Here is a 23,829-nt window from a genome sequence, read left to right as displayed (position 1 = left end):
AGGCAGTTTGCTAATGCGTTAAAAAGCTCTCATATTAGGCGCTTAGGCCCATGTCTCTCGAGGCGACTGAGGTGGGACCCGGTGCCCAATGGAAGAGGCCAGCACTAACTGTGAATAATTGACAACCTTCGGTATTGACGGCGATAACGGCGCTACTTAAAATGATCAAGCCGTAGCGGTCTGACACACGGGGGCTTCAATGTTCGGTCGCGGTCGCTGGTTCCTGCGTGCCCGTCGTACGGCTCCTCGGGCCGCTGGATGTGCGCTGGTCGCGTTTGTGGTGGTGGCCACGTCGGTTGCGCTGCCGGTGTCCCCGGCGTCGGCGCGACCCGCCCCACCAGCTCGCGCGTCCTGTGTGGATGTTTCCGCTGATGCGTCAGCGGCCAGGAAGATGGTCGATACCTGTGGTCGTCGAGTGGAGATTCTCGCTGAGCGTACGGAGTACTCGCAGACGTTCTTGAACGTTGACGGGTCGCGGACGTTGGAGGAGGGAATCGAGCCGGTTCGGGTGCGGAAGGGTTCGTCGTGGGTGCCCGTGGACACGGCGTTGAAGGTGACCGCGGAGGGTGTGGTGCCGCGGGCGACGGTGTTGCCGGTGGTGTTCTCGCCGGGTGGTGACGGGGTGCTGGCTCGGGTTCGCGATGGTGAGCGTGAGTTGGGTATGTCCTGGCCGGGGAAATTGCCGGCGCCGGTGGTGAAGGGCGATTCGGCGGTGTATCGAAACGTGCTGCCGGACGTGGACCTGCGGGTGACGGCCTTGGTGTCGGGTTTCTCCGAGGTGTTGGTGGTGCGTACGCCGGCGGCGGCGGCGCATCCGAAGTTGGCGGCGGTGCGCTTCGGTCTGTCGACGAAGGGTGTGACGGTCACCGCGGCTGAGGGTGGCGGGCTCGCCGCCCGGGATGGCAGCGGTAAGAAGGTCTTCGAGGCGCCGGCTCCGTTGATGTGGGATTCCACGCCGCTGCCGGAGGCGGCCACGTCACCGGGACCGGATCAGACGCCGGCGAAGAAGTCGGACGCGGCACGGGTCGGCCCTGATGGGGCAGGCAAGCCGTCCTCAGCGCCAGACGCCGCGGCGAAGATCCCCTCGTCACCGGCCGGAACCGCGCCGCAGGGGGCGCGGCAGGCGGTGATGCCGGTGAAGGTGACCGGCGGTGAGTTGACGGTGGTGCCGGACCGGAAGCTGCTCACCGATCCGGGCACCAAGTATCCAATCTTCATCGACCCGTCCTGGACGGGCGGCATCGCCGGCGGCGAGTGGACGTCGGTGTGGAGCAAGCATCCGACCAGTTCGTTCTGGAAGAACTCGACCGCCCTGACCAACGGCGGGACGAACGGTTCCGCGGGCGCGGGCCGGACCGAGGACTGCTCCGGCTGCGCCGACCACATCGTCCGTTCGATTTTCCAGATGGACACCAGCGCGGTGCGCGGGAAGTACATTCTCGACGCGAAGTTCCGGATCGAGCAGCGGCACTCCTGGACGTGCAGCCCGGCATCCAACGCCAAGTTGTGGATGACGGGGCCGATCTCGTCGGGTACGACGTGGGACAAGCAGCCGGTCTGGGACGGTAACTACACCGCGCAGACCGCAGCGAACCGGAAGAACGGCGCGGTCCACGGCTGCGCCGGGCCGGGCACTGTCGAGTTCAACGCCACCGCGATGGTGGCACATGCGGCGGGTGCCAACTCGTCGCGTTTGACCATGGGGTTGCGTGCGGTGAGCGAGGGGACGTTGAACCAGTGGAAGCGGTTCAACCACTCGTCGCCGAAGCTGGCGATCACGTACAACACCAAGCCGGGCGCGCCCTCCGATCGGTTGTCGGACGGTAAAGCGTGTGGCACCGGTGCGAATCGGCCGTATGTGTTGACACAGACGCCGATCCTGGCAGTCAGGCATTCGGATCCGGATTCGTCGCAGCAGTCGTTGACGACCTGGTTCCACTGGTGGCCGTTGGGCGGGGCGCGTAATGACACGGACAAGGTGTCGCAGGCGTCGGGTAACCCGTCGTCGGTGTCGAAGGCGATTCCGGCAGGAAAGCTGACCGATGGTGGGACGTACGTGTGGCAGTCGCGTACGTATGACGGGTCGCATTATGGGGACTGGTCGGGGACGTGTGAGTTCACTGTCGACGCCACGCCGCCGCCGACACCGGGGCCGGTGACGTCGTCCCAGTATCCGGCGGATGGTGCGCCCCGGGGTGGAGTCTCGTTCGCCGGGACGTTCAACATCGCGCCGCCGTCGACGCGTGCCTATGAGGTGAAGGAGTATGCGTACACACTCGATTCGGGTGTGTTGACCGCGGCCGCAACGGTGCCGGCGCGAACCACGGACTACGGGGCGTCGGTGACGCTTTTCCCGCGTCACGATGGTGTGAACGTGTTGTGGGTGTGGGCGAAGGATCACGCTGGCCGATTCTCGGCGACGCCGGCCACGTACACGTTCTCGGTTCGCGCGGGCAGTGGTCCTGCGGCGCAGTGGGAGTTCGACGAGGCGACCGGTACGGCCACCGACGTGACCGGGCACGGCAACACCGTGTCGCTGTCCGGGTCCGGGGCGGACCGCGTGACCGGGCGGGCCGGTGTCGGCAAGGCGCTGGTGCTGGATGGCGCCCAGGGCAATGCCTCGACCGGGGGGCCGGTGCAGTATCCGCACCCGGATACCGGGGTGATCACCCCGGTTCGTACGGACAGCAGCTTCACGGTGACCGCCCGGGTGCGACTGCCTGCTATTCCGAACTGGCACAAGGCGGCGGTCGCTGCTGATGGCGCACGGACCGCGCCGTTCTGGTTGGGGTACATCATGGGGGCCAACCGGTGGGGCTTCCAGATGAACGAGGCCGATGCGGACCAGTCGGGCGGGCAGAACATCACATCCACCGCTGCTCCGGTCATCGGTAAATGGACCCACCTGGCCGGTGTGTACGACGGAGGTACGAAGACCTTCCGTCTCTACGTCGATGGTGTGCTGCAGCCGGGCACGGGGACGGTCACCGCAGGTTTCAATGCCACGGGGCCCTTACGCATCGGGGCGATGATGTATGCGGGGATGTTGGGGCACAACTGGCCCGGTGACATCGATGACGTGCGGATGTACAACTTCGTCGAGACGGCGGCGAGGATCGCGGAGCTGGCGGTGCCGTTGCAACCGGTGCTGACGTTCCCGAACGGCACGAATGCCACCGCTGGAGCGCAGATGTCAGTGACGTTCAGCGCCGGTGGTGACACCAACGTGACGAAATTCCGGTGGAGTGCCGACAACACGTCGCTGGCCAACGAGGTGATCGCGTCGGCGCCCGGCGGAACGGCGACCGTGTCGGTGCCGGTAGGCGCGATCACTGGTGAACGCCCGTTGTACGTGGTCGCGGTCGATGACGGCAACCGGGTCAGTGGCAGGACGCAGGGAAGCTTCGTCGTGAAGCCCGCCACGATCCTGTCCGGCGTGGCGATCGATGTCATGACGTTCATGCCGGTCGTCGGAGCCACGGTCAGGCTGGAACCCGGTGGCCTCCAGGTGGTCACCGGCAGCGACGGCGGATACTCGTTCTCCGGCTTCGCCCCCGGCACATACACGGTGTCGGGTGTCAAGGGTGGCCGGTGCGGGTTGTCGGGCAGCCAGCAGTTGCTGGTCGATGGACAGGGTGTGTGGCTGGACCTGTACCTGTTCCCGTACTCAGATGATTCGGGGTACACCTGCGCGGAGCAGGCGAACAGTTTCACAGCGGCGAATGACACAGTGGTCGGGTTGTCGGGGGACAACGCGGTGACCGCGGTCGGGTTGCCGTTCGCTTTCCCGTTCTACGGTCAGGCGTACCGGTCGGCGTGGCTGGATACGAACGGGCTGTTGTCCTTCACGGACCCCGGTGGTTCGCATCCGTACACAGGTGGGTCGTTGCCGGCGCCTGCCGAGCCGAACGCGGTGGTGGCACCGTTCTGGGACGACCTGGTGGTGGACGCCTCGGCGAGTGTGCGGACCGCGACCACGGGTACCGGAGCGAACGAACGGTTCGTGGTCGAATGGCGCAACGTGCACCGGAAAGCGTCGACCGCGCAGCGGGTGTCGTTCGAGGTGATCCTGGCGCCGGACGGCACGGTGACCACCAACTACGACAGTCTTGACGGCGCGGTCGAGCAGGGAGCGCAGGCGGCGGTCGGGATCGAGGCCCCGGCCGGTGCGGACGGGCTGCGCTACTCCACAGCCGAGGCGGTCCTGGCCAGCGGCCGGGCGATCGTGTTCGGCCACCCGGAGACCGCCAGTCCGCTGGCGTTGCACGACCTGTCCGGCACGCTGGTCAACGCGGCCGGCGCCGCGGTGGTCGGGGCGAGGGTGACCCTGGACCCGTCCGGTATGTCGACCGTCACCGGCGCGGGTGGGGCGTGGACGTTCGACGACCTGGTCGCTGACAGCTACGCCGTCTCCACGGTGCCGGACACCAGATGCGGGAGCAGGGCACGGGTCCAGGTGGAGTTGAACGCCAACCTCGTCCGCAATCTGCAACTCGGCCCGGACTACGGCGGCCTCGGCTACGCCTGCACGGTCGGCGCCTCCGGCTACGTCGCGGCGTCGACGGTCATCCCACTGACCGGCGACGACGAGTCCACCTCCGTCACCCTGCCGTTCCCGATGCGATACCACGGCGGGACCTACTCCACGGCTGCCGTGTACACCAACGGACTGCTGAGCTTCCAACCACAGGACGATCCGTTCGGCTGGTACGGGTTCCTGCCAGACGGCGACGCGCCGAACGCCGTGGTGGCCCCGTTCTGGGAGGACCTGGTAGCCGACGAGTCCTCCAGTATCCGTAGCCAACTCACTGGTGTCGCGCCGAACAGGTCGTTCGCCGTGGAGTGGCGCAACATGGCCTTCTACGACGGATCTGACCGGACGACGTTCGAGTTGGTGCTCCACGAGGACGGGCGGATCGTCTTCCACTACGGCGAGATGACATCGCCGAGACAACGTGGCGATGCGGCCGTGATCGGCCTTGAGAACGGTTCCGGCACCGTCGCGGCGGTCTTCTCCGCCCATGAACCGTCGCTGACGTCCCACTCGTCGATCACGTACACGCCTGCGGCGTCGGGGACGATCACCGGCACGTTGACCACAGCGGTGACCTCCACGCCTGTCGCCGGGGCGACCGTGACCATGAGCACGACCGGAACGACCGTCACCACCGGCGCGGACGGCGGCTACCAGTTCACCAACGTGCCGGTCGGCGAGTACGTCCTGATCTCCTCGACCAGCGACAACCGCTGCGTCGGCCAGTCCGCCAGGCAGGTGGTCAACCATGCCGGTGGCACCTCGGATGTTGACCTCTCGGTGATGGTCGACGGGGACGAGTTCGGCTACACCTGCGAGACCGGACCACAGACCTTCATCCCCGGCACCCAGATCGAGGTAGCTCCCGAGGAGGATGAGGACCACTGGCAGGTGAACGCGCCGTTCCCCGTCAAGATCTACGGTGAGTCGTACAACTCGGTGTGGCTCACCTGGAGCGGTGCCGTCGTCTTCCGGCACCCCGGAGACCTCCGTCAAAGCCAACCGATACCGACCCCGGGGCCCAATGATGAGCCGGAACCCGTGGTAGCGGTCCTGTGGGACGACTGGGTGGTCGACGAGTCGGCCGCCATCGCCACCGCCGCACGGGGCACGGCTCCGAACCGGCAGTGGGTGGTGGAGTGGCGCAATGTGCACCACTCCAGCGACCCGACGGTGCGCGCGTCCTTCGAAGTGATCTTCGACGAAGACGGCACCATGACCTTCGCCTACGCCGATATCGATCCAGCCAACATCGTCGAGCGGGGAGGCAGCGCCACCGTCGGGATCCAGAACGGTGCCGGCACCATCGGCTTCCAGTACCTGCACCACGACACCCTGCTCACATCCGGTCAGGGTGTGGTGTTCCGGCCCAGCCCTCCGGGCACCGGTGTCGTCTCCGGCATCGTCAGCTGCCAGGGCGCCGCGGTACCGGGCGCGACCGTCACCACGGCGGGCCTGGCCGCGACGACGGCACCCAACGGCACATACCAGATCGAGGACGTGCCAGCTGGCACGCACGCGATCACCGCCACGCTGCACGCGGGTGCCTGCAAGGGCTCCTCCGTCGAGTCTGTCGACGTCGGCTCGAACACCCAAAGAACTGTGGACTTCCCGACCACGACGACCCCGGCCGGTGCCGGATACACCATCGCCGAGCAGCCGATGGTGCTCACCCCGGTCACCGGACCGGCGCTACCGCTGACGGGCGACGACGTCTATATCCCGATCACCCTGCCATTCCCGACCACCCTGTACGGACAGGGGTACGCCAATGGCTGGCTGGACATCAACGGCTATCTGAGCTTCGTCGATCCGGGCGAGTCCCACTCGTACCCCGACCGTCTTGCGGAGCCGGACGGCTACTACGGGCCCGACGCGGCCATCTATCCGTTCTGGCACGACTGGATAGTGGACGACGACGCTGCCGTGCGTGCGGAGATCCGCGGCACCGGGTCAAACCGCCAGTACGTCATCGAATGGCACAACGTCCTGTCCCACGTCGACGATCTGACCCGGGTCTCCTTCCAACTGATAATCCACGAGACCGGCGGATATTCGTTCGTCTATGCCGATCTCGACGGCACGTTCCAGGAAAGGGGCGGCGGCGCTGTCATCGGCATCGAGAACGCCGAAGGTACCCGCGCACTCCAGTACGTCTACCGCCAACCGGTGCTCCGACCTGGCATCGGTTTGCGGATCAACCCGCCCACGTCCTGATTCGTCCACCCGCCCCCAACCCGGGCCAACGCTCGGATTCGCACGGCCCGTGTCCGCACCTGGATCACGGACCTGCTGAGCCGAACGACTCCCGGGGCCACCGACGCTCGCCCTGAAATGCACACGGCCCGCTCGTGAGCCGAATCGGTCGCGGACCCTCGACCCCGGAAGACCCGGTGACGAGCCGTTTCGCTTGTGGTCCGTCGGTCGTCAGTCGACGCTGAGCCGGTAGCCGACGCCTCGTACGGTGTGCACGCGCAGGGCGTCGTCGGCGGCGCGCAGTTTGCGACGTAGCCGCTTCACCGCCGAGTGCAGGGTCGACGTGTCGCCGAGGAACGCGCAGCCCCAGACCGATTCGAAGAGCCGCTCGTACGTCCAGACGCCGACCGGGGCGGTGGCGAGCTGGGTGAGCAGGTTGCGTTCGAGTCGGGTCAGGGCCAGCGGTTCTCCGCGCCACGTCACCCGGTGCTCAAGCGGGTCGATGGTGAGGTCGCCGAGGCTGATCTGACCGGCCGTGCCGACAGGTGCGCCGGCTGCGACGAGGGCGGGCGTGGGCGCGGCGGTGGAGGTGGCGACCCGGGCCGGGCCGCTGATCACCGGTCCGCCGATCATCGCCTGCAACTCCGCGAGGTCGGCGCAGATCACCAGGGTGCCCAGGCCGTTGAGGCGCCGGACCATCCGTTCGCGCACCGACACGTCAGCGGTCACGCAGAACACGAGGGACACATCGTCGATCACTGTCGTACCTCCCCAGGCGACAGTAAAAGACAACGCTGTCTGAACCGCGTAGTCAATGGTTTGCGCCGGCCGGCGCCCGCTCGTCGTCAGAAGGTCAGCAGGCGGAACTCGCCCACCGGCCGGAAACCGAGGCTGCGGTAGACCGACTCACCGATCGCCGACGAGGTGAGGGCGGCGGTGCGGACGCCCCGCTCGGCGGCCAGATCCAGGGCGGCCCTGGTCATGGCCGCACCGATGCCCCGGCGGCGCTGCTCCGGCTGGGTGCCGACGAAGTAGAGCGTGACCAGGCCGTGGCTGATCCAGGCGACGGCCGTCGCGACGACCCGACCGTCATCGAGGTGGCCGGCCAGCCGGAGCAGCGTGCCGTCGCCGGTGAACGCCTTCTCCCGTTCGATCGTCGCCGCCACACCGTCCGCCGGAATTCCGGACACCCGGGCATAGGCCGGGACGAACGCGGCGAGGTCGGCGGTCTCGGCGATGTGCACGCCGGCGGGCGTCGGCACATCGGCCGCCTCCCCGATCTCCACCGTCATGATCGGCATACGGGCGACCTCCACCGCGCCGAGGGAGATCAGGGCGTCCGCGCTGCCGGCGTCGCTGTCCGGGCCGACCCACCAGATCCGGGGTACGCCGTGCAGGCGTTGCCGGGCCTCGGTGAGCGCGTCGTGCGGGGTGCGCCCGGCTACCCGCAGCACGCCGTTGAGCGGCGCGTGCGGCACGTCACTGCGGTAGGTCGGGAGGTCCGGGCCTCCGGTGACGCCGATGTTCCACCCGAGCAGGTACGCCCGGTGCGCGGCCAGCACCGTGTCGAGAGGCTCCATGATCTGGATCGTAACGCGGTGGCCGGCACCTGCCCCGAGCAGGGGAAACGGCCGGCCCGGCGGCTGTGACCGGCGGTACTTTGTCGATCGTTCCAGATAGTGGGTAGGGTTCGGTCATGGCACGTACCCGGGAGTTCGACCTCGACGCCGCGGTCAACGCTGCCATGGACGTGTTCCGGAGAAAGGGTTACGAGGGCACCTCCATGCGTGACCTCTCCGAGGCGACCGGCCTGGGCAGCGGCTCGATCTACGCCGCGTTCGGCAGTAAGGACGGCCTCTACCTGGCGGCGCTCGACCTGTACCGGCAGCGCTACGCCGCCCCGATGGTCGATCTGCTGCGCTCCGGCAACGACGCGCGAGCGGTCATCCGGGAGGTCTTCATCGGCGCGGTGGACGACATCACCGGCGACGGCCGGCACCTCTCCTGCCTCATCGTCGGCGCCTCGATGGAACGCGCGCACCAGGACGTGCGGGTCGCCGAGCGGCTCCGCTCGACCACCCAGTCCCTGGAGTTGGCGCTCTACGACCTGCTCGCCGAGGCCCAGTTGCGAGGTCAGATCACCACCGACCGCAGCGCCACCGACCTGGCCGGCTTCCTGGTGACCAGCCTCCAGGGTCTGCGCGTGATGGGCGCCATCACCCCGGACCGGGCGGCGCTGACGCGGTACGCCGAGGTCGCGCTCACCTGCCTGGACTGACCGCTCACCAGCGGGCCGCCCGGTAACCCGGACCTCGGCGAGGTCGGTGCGGGCACTGAGCAACGACCGGCCCCTTCGGTGGGTCACCACCAGGCCTGCCGCTCTTCGTCAACGCCCGGATCGACACGTTCCTCAGCGGCGCCGGGGGCGTCGACGAGACGCTGACCCGAGCGTATGCCTACCTCGCGGCCGGCGCGGACGGCATCTTCGTGCCGGGGGTGGTCGACCCGGCGACCATCCGAGAGCTGGTGCGACCGGTGCCGGCGCCGCTGAACGTGCTGGCCGGGCCCGGTGCGCCGACAGTGCCGGAGTTGGCCCGGCTGGGGGTGGCCCGGGTGAGCCTCGGCTCCTCGGTCGCGGAGGCCGCGTACACGGTCGCCCGCCGCGCGGCGGATGAGGCGCTCGGCGCGGGCACGTACGGCGCGCTGGCGGACGCCCTCGACTACGGCACCCTCAACGCGCTGATGCGCTGAGCGGTGTGGCTGCGCCGCGCGCTGTCCGGCGTATCCAAGGTCGTCGTGCGCCGAGCCGGCCGTCCCTCAGCGGGGCGACCGGCTCGGCGTCACGGTGATCCGGGCGGCGCCGTCAGCGGCGCCGGGGGGCCGGGTCACAGCGGCGGCGCGATGTCCCGCCGTTCCTCGACCTGGCGGTACTCCACCGGCTGTTCGGTGGTGGTGACCACCTGACGGCGGCGACCCCAGATCAGCGTGGTCATGATCAGGCCGAGCAGCCCGGCGCCCATCAGGATCCAGCCGACCACGTCGAGGTTGATGCCGCCGACGCTCGCGTCCAGTGCGAAGGTGAGGATCGCGCCGAGCGCGATCAGGAAGATGCTGGTGCCGATACCCACGACAGCCTCCTTAAGGGGGTGTGGTGCGCTGTCGAGCCCTTCAGTACCCCGGTGGCGACCAGCGCAACCGCCGACGGGCCAGGGTGCTGTGCCAAGCGATCTTGGCATCGGGTAGAGTTCACCTGTCGCCGACGCGAGTCGGGGACGTGCGGACGTAGCGCAGCTGGTAGCGCATCACCTTGCCAAGGTGAGGGTCGCGGGTTCGAATCCCGTCGTCCGCTCGCGATCCGCCCCCCACGGGGGGCCACCACGGGCGATTGGCGCAGTGGGAGCGCGCTTCCTTGACACGGAAGAGGTCACTGGTTCAAACCCAGTATCGCCCACCATCTCCACCGGCACATCGACTGGCCCGTTACCGGACATCCGGTGACGGGCCTCGGCGTTCCGGCCCGCACCACCGGGGGCGTCTGTTCACTCGCCGGCGCGGAGCACCTCACTGAGCCGGTCGCGTCGCCGCAGCGCCGACTCGACCGGGACGACAGTGGCGGCCACCGCCAGCAGCACCACGCCCACCAGGCCGAGCAGCCACCACGGCAGGACCGTCGCCGGGTCGCCGGGCTGGCCGGTGAGCAGCCGCAGGTCGAGCGGGCCGAGCGTCAGGCGGGCCAGCAGTGCCCCGAGTAGTGGGCCGTACCCGGCGGTGACCACGACCGGCGGCAGCAGCTCTCCGGCGGCGACCCAGCGGGCGTCGCGGGGCCGCAGGCCGAGGGTGCGCAGCCGGACCAGTGTGTGCCAGCGCTCCGACGTACCGGCGGCGGCAGCCAGCAGGAGGCCGAGCAGCCCCAGCGTCACCAGCACCGCGGCGGCCGTCCACGCCAGCCGCAGCAGCCCCGCGGTCAGCGGAGCCACCCGCTGCGCGCGCAGGACGTCCGCGCGCAGCACGACGTCGGCGGCGACGCCGCTGTTCGTCACGGCCCGCGCCGCGCCGGGACCGGTCACCCAGACGGTGTTCGCCACGGCGGGCAGGCCGGCGGCGGCGAGGGCCGTGGCGTCCACGACGACGACGTCGCCGGCGCCGCCGACGGCGGGCGCGGTACCGACCGCGGCGAGGCGGATCGCCGGAGCGTCGTCGCGGGGTAGCTGCAGCCGGGCGCCGGTCCGCAGTTCGCTGTCGTTCGACAGGACCAACGCCGGTACGTCCCCGGGGGTGGGAGCCGGTGCGGTGAGCCGGGCCAGCGCCGGTGCGTCGGGCAACGGGGTGGTGGCCAGCAGGCGCTGGAACGCGGCGGCGTCCACGACGACCAGGCGGGGCGTGAACAGCGTCGATTCGGCGAAGACGCGCGCCGATTCGGTCACCTGCGCGACGACGACCTGCTGCACCCCGGGTGCGGCGGCGACGCGTTCGGCCAGTGCGGGCGTCGCCGCCTGCGCGTCGGTGCCGAGGTCGAGGCGGGCGTCGGCGCCGACGGTGCTCCACGCGCCGTCGGCCAGACCCCGGGTGACGGTGCTGCCGAGGATGAGCGCAAACGACGCGAGCGCCGTGGCGCTGACGAGAACCAGCAGCGGCAACGCGCGCCCGGCCGTGGTGGCCGCCCGGGCGGCACTGAACACGGCCAGCGGGCGACGCGAGCGCAGCGCCTGGCGGAGCGCGAACCGCGCCCCGAGGGGCAGCAGCCGGAGCAGGACCAGCGCGCCGACGAGCCCGCCCAGAGCGAGGGCGCTGATCGGCAGGACCAGGTCGCCGGTCAGCTCACCGGTGTCGCCGTCGGCGGCGTCGGGCAGGAGCCCACGCTGGTGCAGTGTGACGAACCCGGCGACCGCGGCGATCAGGACAGCCGCCTCCACTGCGGCGCGGCGCAGCTGAGCGGTGACCCGGATCCAGCGCCGAGCGGCCGGGTTGGCGGGCTGGCGTCGGTCGCGGCTGGCGCGGGCGGCGGCGAGGGTGCCGAACGCCGGCCCGGCGACCGCGCCGGCCAGGACCACGGGAACGGCCCAGGTCCAGGAGACGCCCGGAGTGACCGCGCGGGCGAGCGCGAGCCCGACGGCGGCGGCCGACACCGACACCACTGTGGACTCGATGGTCAGCTCCGCGGCCAGGTCGGGTAACGCCGCCCCGCGCTGCCGGGCGGCGCCCAGCGCCGGGGTGCGGCGGTGGACCAGTAGCGCGGCGGCGAGCAGCAGGACCAGTACCGTGACGGTCAGGATCCCGGTGAGCAGGACGGCGGCCTGCGCGGAAGCGGCGTTGCCGCGCGTACGGGCGTCGCGCAGTGTGGTGTCGAGCTGCGATTCCCAGCGCAGGGACCCGTCGCGGGCGCCTGATGAGCCGGAGGCCGCCTTGAGCGCGACCACCTGGTTGGCGAGCGCCGCTGTGGTGTCCCAGGTGAGCGCGCCGGGTTCGGGGGCGAAGTGGACGGTGCGCCGCAGTTGGTCCTGGTCGACGGCGAGCCGGGCGTCCGGTAGCGACTCGCGTGACAGCAGGCCGGCGAACCGGGTGATCCCCACACCGTCGGCGCCGGGCAGGGGCCCCAGGAGCGCCGGGGCGAGTCGCCAGGTGCTGTCGGTGCTGTCCGCGGGTCGGTAGATCCCGCTGATCCGCACGTCCCTGTCGCGTCCCTGGCCGTCCTTGACCGGGAGCCGATCGCCGGGGCCGAGGTTGAGGGCGGCGGCGGCCGTCTCGGCGAGGCCGACCTGCACCGGCCAGGGCGGCCCGTCGTAGGGGGCTTCGACGGGCTCGTCGGGGAAGGGCGAACCGGGCGCACTGCCGGCGATCCAGGTCACCGCCGGGCCGTCGCGGTCGTCGGCCAGGTAGGTGAACTGGAAGGTACGCGGCACGCTGCCCTCGGTGATGCTGAGGATCGGGCCGCTGACGACGGCGACGGGCGGGAGCAGCGCGGCGTCCAGGTCGGCCCCGAGCGCGTATGTCGCCCGGGCGCGGAAGTCCTCGACGTCGTCGGCGAGACCGGCGGTCCGGATCCGCCCGCCGTTGGGGCCGTCGTCGCGTTCCCAGTCGGCGTGTACGAGGACGTTCGCGTCGTTGCCGGCGCGGCGGACCGCGTCCTGGACGGCGTCGTCGGCGGCGGCGCGCAGCAGCGCCGGCACGGCCCCGGCGAGCAGTGCGACGGCCGCGATGACGGCGGCGGTGAGCAGCAGCGGACCAGCGTCGGCACGGGCCCGGCCACGGATGCTCGGCCAGTGCGGCGCCGGCCACCGGCGGGTCAGCCACCGGTTCACGGTGCCACCCGCAGGTGCGCGGCGTCGGCCCGGCGGACCTGGACGGTGACCACGACGGCGACCGCCAGCAGGCAGCCGGCCAGCAGTACGGCGAGCAGTGCGGCCTCGGCTGGCCACGGCCAGTGTGGCTGGGCGGCCGGGATGGGCGCGGCGCCGGTGTCGGTGCGTACGAGCAGGGGAGCGACGACCCCGGTGGCGAGCGCGCCGACGGCCGCGCCCGCCGCGAGTAGGGGCAGCAGCACGCCGGCGTGCTGGCCGAGCAGCACGGCCCGGATGCCGCGCCGGGACATTCCCAGGCCGCGCAGCCGCGCCACCTCGACGGCGCGGACCTGCAGGTCGCAGGTGACGTGCAGGACGACGCCGGCGAGCAGCAGCAGGGCCGCGGCCGGGACGATGAGCCGGAGCGCGCCCGGCACCCCGGCGCGCAGCGGACCGCCGATGAGGCGGGCGGTCTCCGACTCACGGGTCGCGACGGTGCCCAGGTGCAGGGCGGTGGCCCGCTCGACGGCACCGGGGCCGGCGGGGTGACCGACCCACCAGGCGTCGACCGGGAACGTCAGGTCGCCGGTGACGGCGCGGGCGCGCGACAGCATGTCCAGGTCGGCCAGGACGGCGACGGCGCCCGGGGCGGACGGCACCGTCGGCACGACCTCGGTGACGATGACCGGGACGGGCGTGATGCCGACGGTGACGCTGAGCGTGCTGCCCGGGTGCGCACCCACCTCGCTGGCGAAGCGGGCGGAGACGGCGACGGGCACCGGGCCGGGGTCCGGGAAGGCGGTGGCGACGAGGGTCCGGGCGGCGTCCGGGGCGCCGTCGAGCTCGACGGTCGCGGCCATCCGCAGCGCGGTTCCGGCCGGTGTGGCGGACAGCGTGATGCTCGGGTTGGTCACCTTGTTCGGCACCGGCGGCGCGGACGTCGCGGTCCAGTCCGATCCGTCAGCGGGTGTCTCGGTCGACCCGGCGGACGGCACGGTGAGCGTGACGGCCACGGCGACGGTGCCGCCGGCCGGGTCGGCGACGACCGGCAGGGCGACCGCGACGAGGCGCAGCCCGGCAGCGGTCGCGCAGCTGGGCAGCCGCAACTCCCGGCCGTCGAGCGGGAGGGCGGGACCGGTGCAGGACGTGCGGAGGCCGGTGGCGTCCTGCAGCAGCAGCCGGGGCGTCACGGCGAGCGGGGTGTCGCCGGCAGCGGTTCCGCTCAGGACGAGCGGGGCGTTGGCCGCGACGGCGAGGCCGGTGACGCGGGTGGGTGGGGCCAGCGTGGCACCCAGCTCCGCCCAGCCGCGGTCGCCGTCCAGCCGCCCGCGCAGCAGCGCGTCGGCGCGGGTGGTGTCCACGGCGACCAGACGTGCCGGATCGCCGGCGGTGCCGAGCCACTGACCGACGGCGGTGCCACGGTGCAGGACCGGGCTCACCGCCCCGGCGGTGGCCGCGCTGACGACCGCGCCGTCTCCGGGCACCGGTGCCGTGCTGAGGGTCAGTGCCAGGTCGGTGCCGACGGACAGCGCCCCCTGGTCGCGCTGCGACTGGTGCCACGTGCTGTCGAAGGCGACGCCGAACGTTCCGGCCGCGCAGGCCAGCCCGACGAGCAGCCCGGCGGCGACCGCCTGCGGCCGGCGGGCGGCCTCGGAGAGCGCCAGCGGAAGCGCCAGCCCGCGGGCGCGGTACGCCAGCCGGTCGGCGCCGCGCAGGGCGGGTAGCACCACCCGGAGCGCCAGTGCGGCGCCGGCGGTGAGCAACAGCGCCGGCGCGAGCACCCGGACCGCGTCGGCGCGGGGGCTGGCGGCGGTGGGCTGCGCGTACAGCTGCCACCAGCCGGCGGCGGCGAACACCGCGAGCATCAGGTCGGCGCCGGAGCGGGTCAGCAGTTCCCGGCGGGTGCGCCGGTCGCCGGTCGCCGCGACCGGCCGGACCGCCAGGACGGTGAGTACGGCGGCGAGCGCCAGCGCGCCGCCGACGACCGCGAGGACCTGGGCGCCGGTGACGCCCGGCCCGACGGTCAGGCCGGCGCGGTCCAGCGGCGGCAGGTGGGTCAGGCCGGCGTGCACCACCGACGAGGCCGGTGTCGCGAGCGCGGCGGCGACGGCGGCGACGAGCCCGGCCTCAAGTGTCGCGGTGGCGGCGAGTTGGCGGCGGCTGGTGCCCAGGGCGGACCGCAGGGCGGTCTCGTCGGCGCGCAGGTCGGCGGTCAGCCGGCCGGCGAGGACGAGTGCCGTCGCGGCCAGGACACCGCCGAGGACGGCGATGGCGAGCACGACGGCGGCGGTGACGTGCTGCTGGTCGTCGGCTGCCCGCACTGTCGACGACAGGTCGGAGGAGACCCGGGCGAGCTGGACGCGGTCACCGAGGGTGCCGGCCAGCCGGCGGTCGGCGCTGCGGATGGCCCCGGCCACGGTCTCCAGGTCGCGACGGTTGGGGTTGGACAGGTCCGGGTGGGCGGTGACCTCCATCCGATCCACTGTGGCGCCGGTGCTGACCAGGTCGGCGAGGTCGACGAGGAACGGGCCGTAGGCGTTGACCGGCTGCATGAAGCGACCGTCGCGGTAGCCGATGGCCGAGCCGGCCGCGGCCAACGGGTCGCGGTCCCAGCCGCGCCCCGGCAGCGGGCGAACCACGCCCACGACTGTCACATCGACGGCCGGGACGGGGGCGTGGGCCAGTTCGGCGCCGAGGCGCACCTGGCGACCGGGGGTGAGGCCGAGCAGTTGGGCGGTGGACTCCAGCAGCACCGCGTCGCCCGGGTGCCGCGGCCAGCGTCCGGTGATCAGCTCGGCTCGGGCCGGCAGGTCGTCCAGCCCCGACAGGTACGCCTGGGCCGGCACTGTGGTGCCCGGGGCGAGCGCGGGCGGCAGCGCCCGTAGCACCGTCGACGCCCGCGCGGTGGTCGTCGCGGGGAACGGTGCGAGCGCGGAGGTCACCACGGCGCGGGTGTCGGCGGCGACGGAGCGCGCGTCCGGGCCCTCGACGGTGCCGGTGTAGACGGTCACGTCGACGGCGGCGGGGGCGGCGTCGGCCATGGCGATCTCCAGCGCCCGCTCGGCGGTGCGGGTGACCAGCAGGGTGCAGGTGCCCAGCAGTGTCGCGCCGATGGTGACGACCCCGAGGAGGGCCGCCAGCAACGGCCACTGCGCGCGGGCGCGCCGGCTGACCAGCCTCAGCATCGACGCGTCACCTGGCGTCCGGCACGGGCTCGTACGGCTGGCCGGCCGCCTGTTCGTCGAGGTGCCCGTCGTGGATGCGGATCACCCGGTCGGCCAGGGCCATCATCACCGCGTCGTGCGTCGACACCAGGACGGTGACGCCTTCGGATTCCACGATCCCGCGCAGCAGGGCCATCACCGACAGGCCCGTCTCGGCGTCCAGTTGCCCGGTGGGCTCGTCGGCGAGCAGCAGCCGGGGCGAGGCGGCCAGCGCGCGGGCGATCGCCACCCGCTGCTGTTGGCCGCCGGACAGCTCGGCCGGCCGCTGCCGGGCGTGGTCGGCCAGGCCGACCAGCTCCAGCAGCAACCCGACCCGCCGCTCGCGCTCGGCCGGGGCGACGCGGGCCAGCCGCAGCGGGGCGGCGACGTTCTCCGCCGCCGACAGCACCGGGATCAACCCGAAGCTCTGGAAGACGTACGACACCGTCTCGCGTCGCAGCCGGGACAGGCCGTCCTCGTCGAGCGCGGCGACGTCGGTGCCGTTGACGTGCACGGTGCCGGCGTCCGGGCGGTCCAGGCCCCCGATGACGTTGAGCAGTGTGGTCTTGCCCGAACCGGACCGGCCGACGAGCGCCACCATGGCACCGGCCGCCACGTCGAACGACACGCCGCGCAGGGCGTGCACGACGGTCGGCCCGGTGCGGAAGCTCCGGTGTACGTCGCGCACGCGCAGCAGCGGCTCGGCACTCATGCGCGGGTCTCCGAATCGGGGCGGATCGTGATGTGGTCGGGTTCCAGGGCCAGCCGGACCCGTCGGGTCAGCGCCAGCGCCTGGCGGAAGTCGCGGGGCACCTGGACCCGCCCGGCCCGGTCCATCACCGCGTACTCCTCGGCGATCATGTGGGTGTCGCCCGCCGCGTCGGTGGTGGTGCGGCGCAGCACCTCGCTGCTGGTGCGCCCGTCCCGGATCGCGACCGTTCGTTCGACCTGGCCGCTGACCGCCGGGTCGTGGGTCACCACGACGACGGTGACGCCGTAGCGCCGGTTGACGTCGCGCAGCACGCCGAAGACCTCCGCGGACGTGGCCGCGTCCAGCTCGCCGGTTGGCTCGTCGGCGAGCAGGACGCGCGGCTGGTTGGCCAGCGCCACCGCGATCGCGACCCGCATCTGCTGCCCTCCGGAGAGTTGGCCCGGGCGGCGATCGGCGCAGTCGGCGACACCGAGGCTGTCCAGCAGTTCGGCCGCGCGCTCCCGACGTTCCTCCTTCGCGGTGCGGGCCGCCGTCATCGGTAGGTCCACCATCTCGCGTGCGGTCAGGTAGGGGATCAGGTTGCTCGCCGTCTGCTGCCGTACGAACCCGACGGTGCGCCGCCGGTAGTCCACCCGGTCCGCGCGGGACATCGCCAGCAGGTTCCACCGGTCGACCCGGACCCGCCCGGCGGTGGGCGCGTCGATGCCGGCGAGGATGGAGAGCAGCGTCGACTTGCCCGACCCGGAGGCACCGACCACGGCGACCAGCTCACCGCTCTCCACGGCCAGGTCCAGACCCTGCAGTGCCTGCACCTCGATCGAACCGGTCTGGTAGATCCGCACCAGGTTCTCGCAGACGATGAGCGCGTTCCCGCCGAACTCGGGGGCCCGCGCGGACGGCTGCGGCAGGGACAGCGGCGTGCCTGACATTCCCCTCCATCCGGGTTGTGCCGACGTCGAACCGGCCTCGGGTAGCGGTCAGGCCCACCGGTCCGGCACGTGATGTCACCTGGGCGGCACGCGTGGTCACCAATTGCGTCAAGGGCCTCGATTGCCCGTGCTGACGCAGATTGAAGCAGTTTCGCAATCGGCGGCTCCGTTGACCATGCCCCTGCGTGGCTTTCCTGCATCCTGGACCAGCTCTGCGACCACTGCCGCACCCCGCCACCCGCCGACGCCGGTCCCCGCTGTGGCGCGTCGTGAACCTGCCGGACGCCCGCACCGACTGAACAGGCGAAGGAGGACCGATGAGCGATGAGTTGCTGGTGGTCCGCTGCCAGTTGGGCGAACGGGAGGCGTTCGCCCAACTGGTGCAGGGCTGGCATCCGGCGGTCGAACGGTACGTCGGGCGGATGCTCGGTGGGTCCGACGACGATGTGGTGCAGGAGATCTGGTTGGCGGTCCTCAGGGGGCTGCCGAGGCTGCGGCAGCCGGACCGGTTCACGCCGTGGCTCTTCACCATCGCCCGCCGGGCGGTGATGAACCGGCTGCGGGACGCGTACGCCCGCCCGGAACCCGAACCGATCGACGACCTGCCGGGCGACGACGAGGCCGAGGGGGTCGTCAACCGGGAGACCCTCGCCGGCGCGCTGGCGGAGCTACCCGCCCGGGAACGGGAGGTGCTTCTGCTGTTCTACCTGGAGGATCTGCCGCTGGACGCCTGCGCGCAGATCTGCGCCGTCCCCGTCGGCACCGTCAAGTCGCGGCTCAACCGGGCCCGCACGTTGTTACGCCGTGAGCTGGTGCGGAAGGGGTACGAAGCATGACTCCGGAAGAGGTACTGGCGCGACTGGACGCGCCGTTGTCGTTGCGCAGGCGGGTCGGATACCTGGCCGTGGGCTTCACCGGTCTCACCGGGAGCGGCCTGATCGGTCTGCTCTGGGCGACCGAGCCCGAGCTACCGACACGCACCAGCGTGGCCTTCGCCGCGCTGGTGGCGATCGGCCTGTGTTGGGCGGCGTTCGGCGGCTGGGCCGTGACCCGACGGACCCCCCTGTTCGCCCGGGACCGGGTGGTCGCCGGTTGGCTCGGCGTCGGCGCCTGGCTGGCCTTCAGCGTCGGTGCGCTGGTCATCAGCGTGGTGCGGCACGAGTTCGATCCGGTGCTGCTGGGGATGGTGCTGGTGCTCGGCGTCCTGGCGGGCGCGCACCTGCGGGCGGCCCGCCGGGCGAGGGCGGCGCTGCTCCGCCGCCGCACCGCGCTGGCCGCGCCCGGCGAGGGCGGGTGAGTGACCGCGCCCCGCTGGTTCTGCCACGGGCAGATCCGCTGCTGGTGAACAGGGGTGTGCCGCGCCGCCCCGGGTCGGCACTGTGGAGCGCATGAGATTGCTGGTGCTGGGCGGTACGGGCTTTGTGGGCGGGGCGACTGTCACCGAGGCGGTGCGCCGCGGCTGGTCGGTGACGGTGTTCAACCGGGGGTTGCACGGCGTGGTGCCGCCCGGCGTACACCGGTTGCGGGGTGACCGCACCGCGCCCGACGGCCTGGCGGCCCTGGCCGGCGGCGAGTGGGACGTGGCGGTGGACACCTGGGACGGTGCCCCGCGGGCTGCCGGCGCCGCCGCCCGCGCCCTGCTCGCCTCGGTCGGCCACTACGTGTACGTGTCCAGCGGGTCCGTCTACACCGACCACGCCGCCACCGGGTTGCATGAGGACTCCCCTGTGGTGGACGCCGACCCGGACGCCGTCGACGGCGACTACCCGCAGCTCAAGGCCGGCGCCGAGGGTGCCGTGCGGGGGGTGTTCGGCACGCGTGCGCTGATCGCCCGGGCCGGTCTGATCCTGGGCCCGGGGGAGGACATCGGCCGGCTGCCCTGGTGGCTGCGGCGCATCGAGCGTGGCGGGGACGTGCTCGCCCCCGGGCCGGCCGACCTGCCGGTGCAGTACGTCGACGTCCGCGACCTGGCGGGGTGGATGCTGGACGCGGGGGCCCGAGGGGTGGGCGGCACTGTCAACGCGGTCGGCCGGCCGACGCAGACCACGATGGGCGAGCTGCTCGACGCGTGCGTGGCCGCCACCGGTGCCGCCGCCCGGCTGCGCTGGACCGAACCGACGACCATCCTCGCCGCCGGCGTGCAGCCGTGGAGCGACCTGCCGATCTGGATGCCGCGCGGCCACCCGTACCGGGGGTTGCTGGAGCAGGACGTGACCCGCGCGCTGGCCGCCGGGCTGACCTGCCGGCCGGTGACCGAGACCGTCGAGGACACCTGGCGTTGGCTGCGTGAGGTCGGCGCGGTTCCGCCGCGCGCCGGGCGACCGCAGCGCGGCCCGGTCGGGCTGGACCCGGCCCGGGAGGCCGCCGTCCTCGCCGGCTGAGCGTGCCCCGGCGGGTCAGGCGGGCACCACCGGCAGCTCCAGCACCTCGTCGACCTCACGTCGGGGGGTCGGTCGGCCCGGTTGGCCGTACCCGATCCGCAGCACCATCTGGGGGGTGCCGAAGCGGCCCAGCGACAGCCGCAGTTGCTCCCGCGCCGACGGCACCTCGATCGGCTGGGAGAGCATCGACACGCTGAGCCCGGCGTCCGTGGCGGTGAGCAGCAGCCGTTGCAGGGCCTGCCCGGCGATCACCTGGTCCACCGCGGTGTTGCCCGCCGAGCCCAGCACCCCCACCAGAGGTTCCGGTTCGAAGTCCCGGCCGGGGGCACGGTCGCGCCCACCGTAGCCGCGGGCCGGCAGGACATCCTGCGGCTCGCCCTGCGGGCCACCGGCCGAGCTGGGTACGCCGTCCGGGGCGAACTCGCGACGCAGCCACCGTTCACGCTCGGCCCGGTACGCGGGGTCGCGTTCCAGCACCCGGTGCGCGCCGCGCGCGATCTCGCCGAACGCGGAGACCGCGCTCACCCCGATCAGTAGCTCCAACCAGCACTGTTCGGCGCGGGCCGCCTCGCCGAGGCGCCACCGGGCGTCGGCGGGCACCGGGTCCGGCCAGAACGGCAGTCGGTTGCTGAACCGGCGGGGGATGGCCGCGTACAGGCTCTGCTCGGCGGGGGTGGGCCGGCGCGGGACGTCCGGCACCAGCCGGGCCAGCAGGTCCGGTTGGGCCGGGTCGGGGCGCAGCCGCACCCGGGCCGGGGTGCCGGCGACGGCCAGGGCGATCCGCAGGTTGAACAGCGCCGCGCCGCAGGCGACCCGGACGCCCCACCCGCTCGGGTCGGTCGCCGGCAGCCGGCGGCCCGGGTCGGCCAGCACCTCGATGCCGCCGTCGCGCAGCCGTAGCCGCCACGGTTGGGTGTTGTGCAACGACGGTGCCCGGACCGCGTCCACGGCGGCGGTCCGCAGCTGGGTCGCGGTGTAGCCGATCTCCATGGCGGTGCTCCTCTCCCGGTGCGGCCGGCGGCGGGTGGTGCCGGGTGGCCGTACCTTCACGGTCCACTCTTCGGCGGTCGCCGAGCAGGGCCGGACGTCCCGACCGGTCGGGACCGAGCGCCCGCTCGCGGCCCACTGGTCGGGACCTTCGGCCCGTGCGCCGGGCCCCGGGCAGCGGGTAGAAACGACTGATGATCCGTGTGTTCCTCCTCGACGACCATGAGGTCGTCCGTCGTGGCCTGGCCGACCTGCTGCAGAGCAGCGGTGACATCGAGGTGGTCGGCGAGTCCGGCTCGGCGCAGGAGGCGGCCCGTCGCATCCCGGCGTTGCGACCCGACGTGGCGATCCTCGACGCGCGACTGCCCGACGGCAACGGCATCGACGTGTGCCGGGACGTCCGGGCCGTCGACTCGTCCATCAAGGGCCTGATCCTCACCTCGTACGAGGACGACGAGGCGCTGTTCGCGGCGATCATGGCTGGTGCCGCCGGGTATGTGCTCAAACAGATCCGGGGCACCGACCTGGTCGACGCGGTCCGCCGGGTCGCCGCCGGGCAGTCGCTGCTCGACCCGGCGATCACCACCCGGGTGTTGGAACGCATCCGCAACGGCGTTGAGCAGCCGCGCGAGCTGAAGTCGCTCACCGAGCAGGAGCGGCGGATCCTGGAGTACGTGGCGGAGGGGCTGACCAACCGGGAGATCGCCGGTCGGATGTTCCTCGCGGAGAAGACCGTGAAGAACTACGTCTCCAGCGTGCTGGCCAAGTTGGGTCTGGAGCGCCGCACCCAGGCCGCCGTTCTGGCCACCCGCCTCCTCGGCAAGACACCCTGACCGGGGTCGCGGAGGTCAGTCGCGCAGCGGCACGGTCCAGCGCAGCTCGGTGCCGTGCGGTTCGACGCCGAGGATCGTGAAGGTGCCGGCGAGACGGCTGGCACGTTCGCGCAGGTTGACCAGACCACCCCGGGCGGCGGCCGGGTCACAGCCCACCCCGTTGTCGCTGACCGTCACAGTGACGTGACCGGCGTCGACGCGTACGGCCACGTCGACGCGGGTGCACTGGGCGTGGCGGACGACGTTGGACAGCGCCTCGCGCAGCACCGCGGTCAGGTCCGGACGGATGGCGTCGGGCACGGCGCTGTCCACTGGCCCGGCCAGCTCCAGATGCGGCTTGAAACCCAGGGACTCGGCGGCCGCCTCGATCGCCGTCCGGATCTCGGTGCGCAGCTCCGAGGTCATCGGCGTACGCAGCTCGAAGATGGTCCGGCGGATGTCCCGGATGGTGGCGTCGAGATCGTCGACGGCGGCGTTGATCCGCTTGGCCACCTCCGGGCGGCCCATCGGTGCGGCGCTCTGCAGTTGCAGGCCGGTGGCGAAGAGCCGTTGGATCACGACGTCGTGCAGGTCACGGGCGATGCGCTCCCGGTCCTCCAGGACCACCAGCAGTTCCCGCTCCTCCTGGCCCCGGGCCCGTTCCATGGCCAGCGCCGCCTGCCCCGCGAAGCTGCCCAGCAGCGCCACGTCCTCCTCGCTGGCACCCCCGCCGCGCTCCGGCCGGTGCGCCACGATCAGCACGCCGTGCAGGGTTTCGGCGGTGGCGAGCGGTGAGATCATCGCCGGGCCGGTGTGCAGCAGCGCCGGCCACGGCGCGGCGTGCGCCAGATCGTCGACCTGGTCGTGCCGGCCCTCGGCGACGGCCGCGCCGAAACTGGTGTCGGCGGCGGGCAGCACCGCGCCGACCAGCGGATGGGCCTGCGCGTCGGCGCCGTCGACAACCTCCACCGAGAAGTGCTCGGTGTCGCTGTCGTAGAGCAGCACCAACGCCAGCTCGGCCTCGGCGACCTCGCGGGCCCGGCGGGCGACCAGCGCCAACGCGTCGGTACGGCGTACCTCGCCGAGCAGCACCGTGGTGATCTCGGCGGTGGCGGCGAGCCAGCGTTGCCGCCGGTGCGCCACGGCGTACAGGCGGGCGTTCTCGATGGCCACGCCGGCGGCGGCGGCGAGCGCGACGACGATCTCCTCGTCGTCCTCGGTGAACTGCGCGCCGCCCTGCTTCTCCGCCAGGTAGAGGTTGCCGAAGACCTGGTCGCGGATGAGGACCGGCACCCCCAGGAAGCTGTGCATGGGCGGGTGGTTGGCCGGGAAGCCGTAGGAGCGGGGGTGCTGGGTGATGTCGGGCATCCGCAGCGGGCGGGGGTCGTCGATGAGCAGACCGAGCACGCCCCGCCCGTGCGGCAGGTCACCGATCCGCTCATGCTGCTCGGGGGTGATGCCGTGGACGATGAAGTCGTGCAGCAGCCGGTCCGGGCCGACCACGCCGAGCGCGCCGTACCGGGCGCCGACCAGCTCGCAGGCCGCCTGCACGATGCGTTGCAGGGTGGTACGCAGATCCAGGTTGGTGCCGATGCCGACCACCGCGTCCAGCAGGGCCCGCAGCCGCTCCCGGCTGGTGACCACCTCACCGACGCGGACCAGCATCTCCTGCAGCAGCTCGTCGAGACGGACCCGGGACAGCGGGCTCAGCCCGAGCGACGGTGTCGTGGATGGTTCCTGCCGGGGCGACGGGGCGCTGCTGGTCATCGGGGGATGGTAGCGCTGGCGTCGCCCGTC

At 72.2% G+C, this 23,829-nt stretch carries 16 protein-coding genes and 2 tRNA genes; 9 read left to right on the top strand and 9 right to left on the bottom strand.

Annotated features, from left to right (window positions below):
- Positions 1-529: 529 nt before the first annotated feature.
- A complete protein-coding gene (locus IF22_RS0125145; RefSeq protein ID WP_245233728.1) occupies positions 530-6,751 on the top strand; it encodes a carboxypeptidase regulatory-like domain-containing protein in 6,222 nt (2,073 codons plus the stop codon).
- Positions 6,752-6,961: 210 nt separating this feature from the next.
- Here the strand turns inward: IF22_RS0125145 and IF22_RS0125140 are convergent, their stop codons facing one another.
- Entirely contained in the window at positions 6,962-7,429 is a 468-nt protein-coding gene (locus tag IF22_RS0125140) for a winged helix-turn-helix domain-containing protein (protein WP_081884006.1), read from the bottom strand.
- A gap of 146 nt (positions 7,430-7,575) precedes the next feature.
- A complete protein-coding gene (locus IF22_RS0125135) occupies positions 7,576-8,310 on the bottom strand; it encodes a GNAT family N-acetyltransferase (RefSeq protein WP_051708774.1) in 735 nt (244 codons plus the stop codon).
- Between the two features lie 116 nt (positions 8,311-8,426).
- Here IF22_RS0125135 and IF22_RS0125130 point away from each other — a divergent pair, with 116 nt between their 5' ends.
- Positions 8,427-9,008, top strand: coding sequence for a TetR/AcrR family transcriptional regulator (locus IF22_RS0125130; protein WP_030336099.1), 582 nt, complete (start codon positions 8,427-8,429; stop codon positions 9,006-9,008).
- Positions 9,009-9,103: 95 nt separating this feature from the next.
- Positions 9,104-9,481 (top strand): isocitrate lyase/phosphoenolpyruvate mutase family protein, encoded by a 378-nt coding sequence (locus IF22_RS0125125; RefSeq protein WP_081883999.1) that lies wholly within the window; start codon positions 9,104-9,106, stop codon positions 9,479-9,481.
- Between the two features lie 134 nt (positions 9,482-9,615).
- Here IF22_RS0125125 and IF22_RS0125120 read toward each other — a convergent pair whose 3' ends face one another.
- Positions 9,616-9,858, bottom strand: coding sequence for a DUF6458 family protein (locus IF22_RS0125120; protein WP_030336096.1), 243 nt, complete (start codon positions 9,856-9,858; stop codon positions 9,616-9,618).
- 148 nt (positions 9,859-10,006) lie between these two features.
- On the opposite strand from IF22_RS0125120, the gene IF22_RS0125115 reads away from it, so the two are divergent.
- Both IF22_RS0125115 and IF22_RS0125110 read left to right on the top strand, forming a co-directional pair.
- Positions 10,007-10,079, top strand: a tRNA-Gly gene (locus tag IF22_RS0125115).
- A 30-nt stretch (positions 10,080-10,109) separates the two neighbouring features.
- A tRNA-Val gene (locus IF22_RS0125110) sits at positions 10,110-10,184 on the top strand.
- A gap of 85 nt (positions 10,185-10,269) precedes the next feature.
- Here IF22_RS0125110 and IF22_RS0125105 read toward each other — a convergent pair.
- Genes IF22_RS0125105 through IF22_RS0125090 form a run of 4 tightly spaced genes read right to left on the bottom strand, consistent with a single transcriptional unit; the run spans position 10,270 to position 17,852 of the window.
- Positions 10,270-13,029, bottom strand: a complete 2,760-nt coding sequence (locus tag IF22_RS0125105; RefSeq protein ID WP_030336094.1) for an FtsX-like permease family protein — start codon at positions 13,027-13,029, stop codon at positions 10,270-10,272.
- Positions 13,026-16,193 (bottom strand): permease, encoded by a 3,168-nt coding sequence (locus IF22_RS0125100; RefSeq protein ID WP_030336092.1) that lies wholly within the window; start codon positions 16,191-16,193, stop codon positions 13,026-13,028. The genes IF22_RS0125105 and IF22_RS0125100 overlap by 4 nt, the downstream gene beginning before the upstream one ends.
- A gap of 7 nt (positions 16,194-16,200) precedes the next feature.
- Positions 16,201-16,923, bottom strand: a complete 723-nt coding sequence (locus IF22_RS0125095; protein ID WP_030336090.1) for an ABC transporter ATP-binding protein — start codon at positions 16,921-16,923, stop codon at positions 16,201-16,203.
- A complete protein-coding gene (locus IF22_RS0125090) occupies positions 16,920-17,852 on the bottom strand; it encodes an ABC transporter ATP-binding protein (protein WP_030336088.1) in 933 nt (310 codons plus the stop codon). The genes IF22_RS0125095 and IF22_RS0125090 overlap by 4 nt, the downstream gene beginning before the upstream one ends.
- A 317-nt stretch (positions 17,853-18,169) precedes the next feature.
- On the opposite strand from IF22_RS0125090, the gene IF22_RS0125085 reads away from it, so the two are divergent.
- The 3 genes from IF22_RS0125085 to IF22_RS0125075 all read left to right on the top strand — a co-directional run bounded on the left by IF22_RS0125085 (position 18,170) and on the right by IF22_RS0125075 (position 20,233).
- A complete protein-coding gene (locus IF22_RS0125085; protein WP_030336086.1) occupies positions 18,170-18,688 on the top strand; it encodes an RNA polymerase sigma factor in 519 nt (172 codons plus the stop codon).
- Positions 18,685-19,149: a hypothetical protein gene (locus tag IF22_RS0125080; RefSeq protein ID WP_030336084.1), complete on the top strand. Its 465-nt coding sequence runs from the start codon at positions 18,685-18,687 to the stop codon at positions 19,147-19,149. The genes IF22_RS0125085 and IF22_RS0125080 overlap by 4 nt, the downstream gene beginning before the upstream one ends.
- Before the next feature lie 91 nt (positions 19,150-19,240).
- A complete protein-coding gene (locus tag IF22_RS0125075; protein ID WP_030336082.1) occupies positions 19,241-20,233 on the top strand; it encodes an NAD-dependent epimerase/dehydratase family protein in 993 nt (330 codons plus the stop codon).
- Between the two features lie 15 nt (positions 20,234-20,248).
- On the opposite strand, the gene IF22_RS0125070 is transcribed toward IF22_RS0125075, so the two are convergent.
- Positions 20,249-21,223 carry an Acg family FMN-binding oxidoreductase gene (locus tag IF22_RS0125070; protein ID WP_030336081.1) on the bottom strand — a complete coding sequence of 325 codons (975 nt, stop codon included), beginning with the start codon at positions 21,221-21,223 and terminating at the stop codon, positions 20,249-20,251.
- 191 nt (positions 21,224-21,414) lie between these two features.
- Between IF22_RS0125070 and IF22_RS0125065 the strand changes: the two genes are divergently transcribed.
- Positions 21,415-22,053, top strand: a complete 639-nt coding sequence (locus tag IF22_RS0125065) for a response regulator (protein ID WP_030336079.1) — start codon at positions 21,415-21,417, stop codon at positions 22,051-22,053.
- Between the two features lie 15 nt (positions 22,054-22,068).
- On the opposite strand, the gene IF22_RS0125060 is transcribed toward IF22_RS0125065, so the two are convergent.
- Positions 22,069-23,799: a sensor histidine kinase gene (locus IF22_RS0125060; RefSeq protein ID WP_030336077.1), complete on the bottom strand. Its 1,731-nt coding sequence runs from the start codon at positions 23,797-23,799 to the stop codon at positions 22,069-22,071.
- Positions 23,800-23,829: the final 30 nt, after the last annotated feature.

Source organism: Micromonospora parva, from assembly GCF_000718515.1.
GTDB classification, from domain to species: Bacteria; Actinomycetota; Actinomycetes; order Mycobacteriales; family Micromonosporaceae; genus Micromonospora; species Micromonospora parva.
Note: the sequence above shows the minus strand (reverse complement) of the source record. Positions and strands in the feature narration are given on the sequence as shown.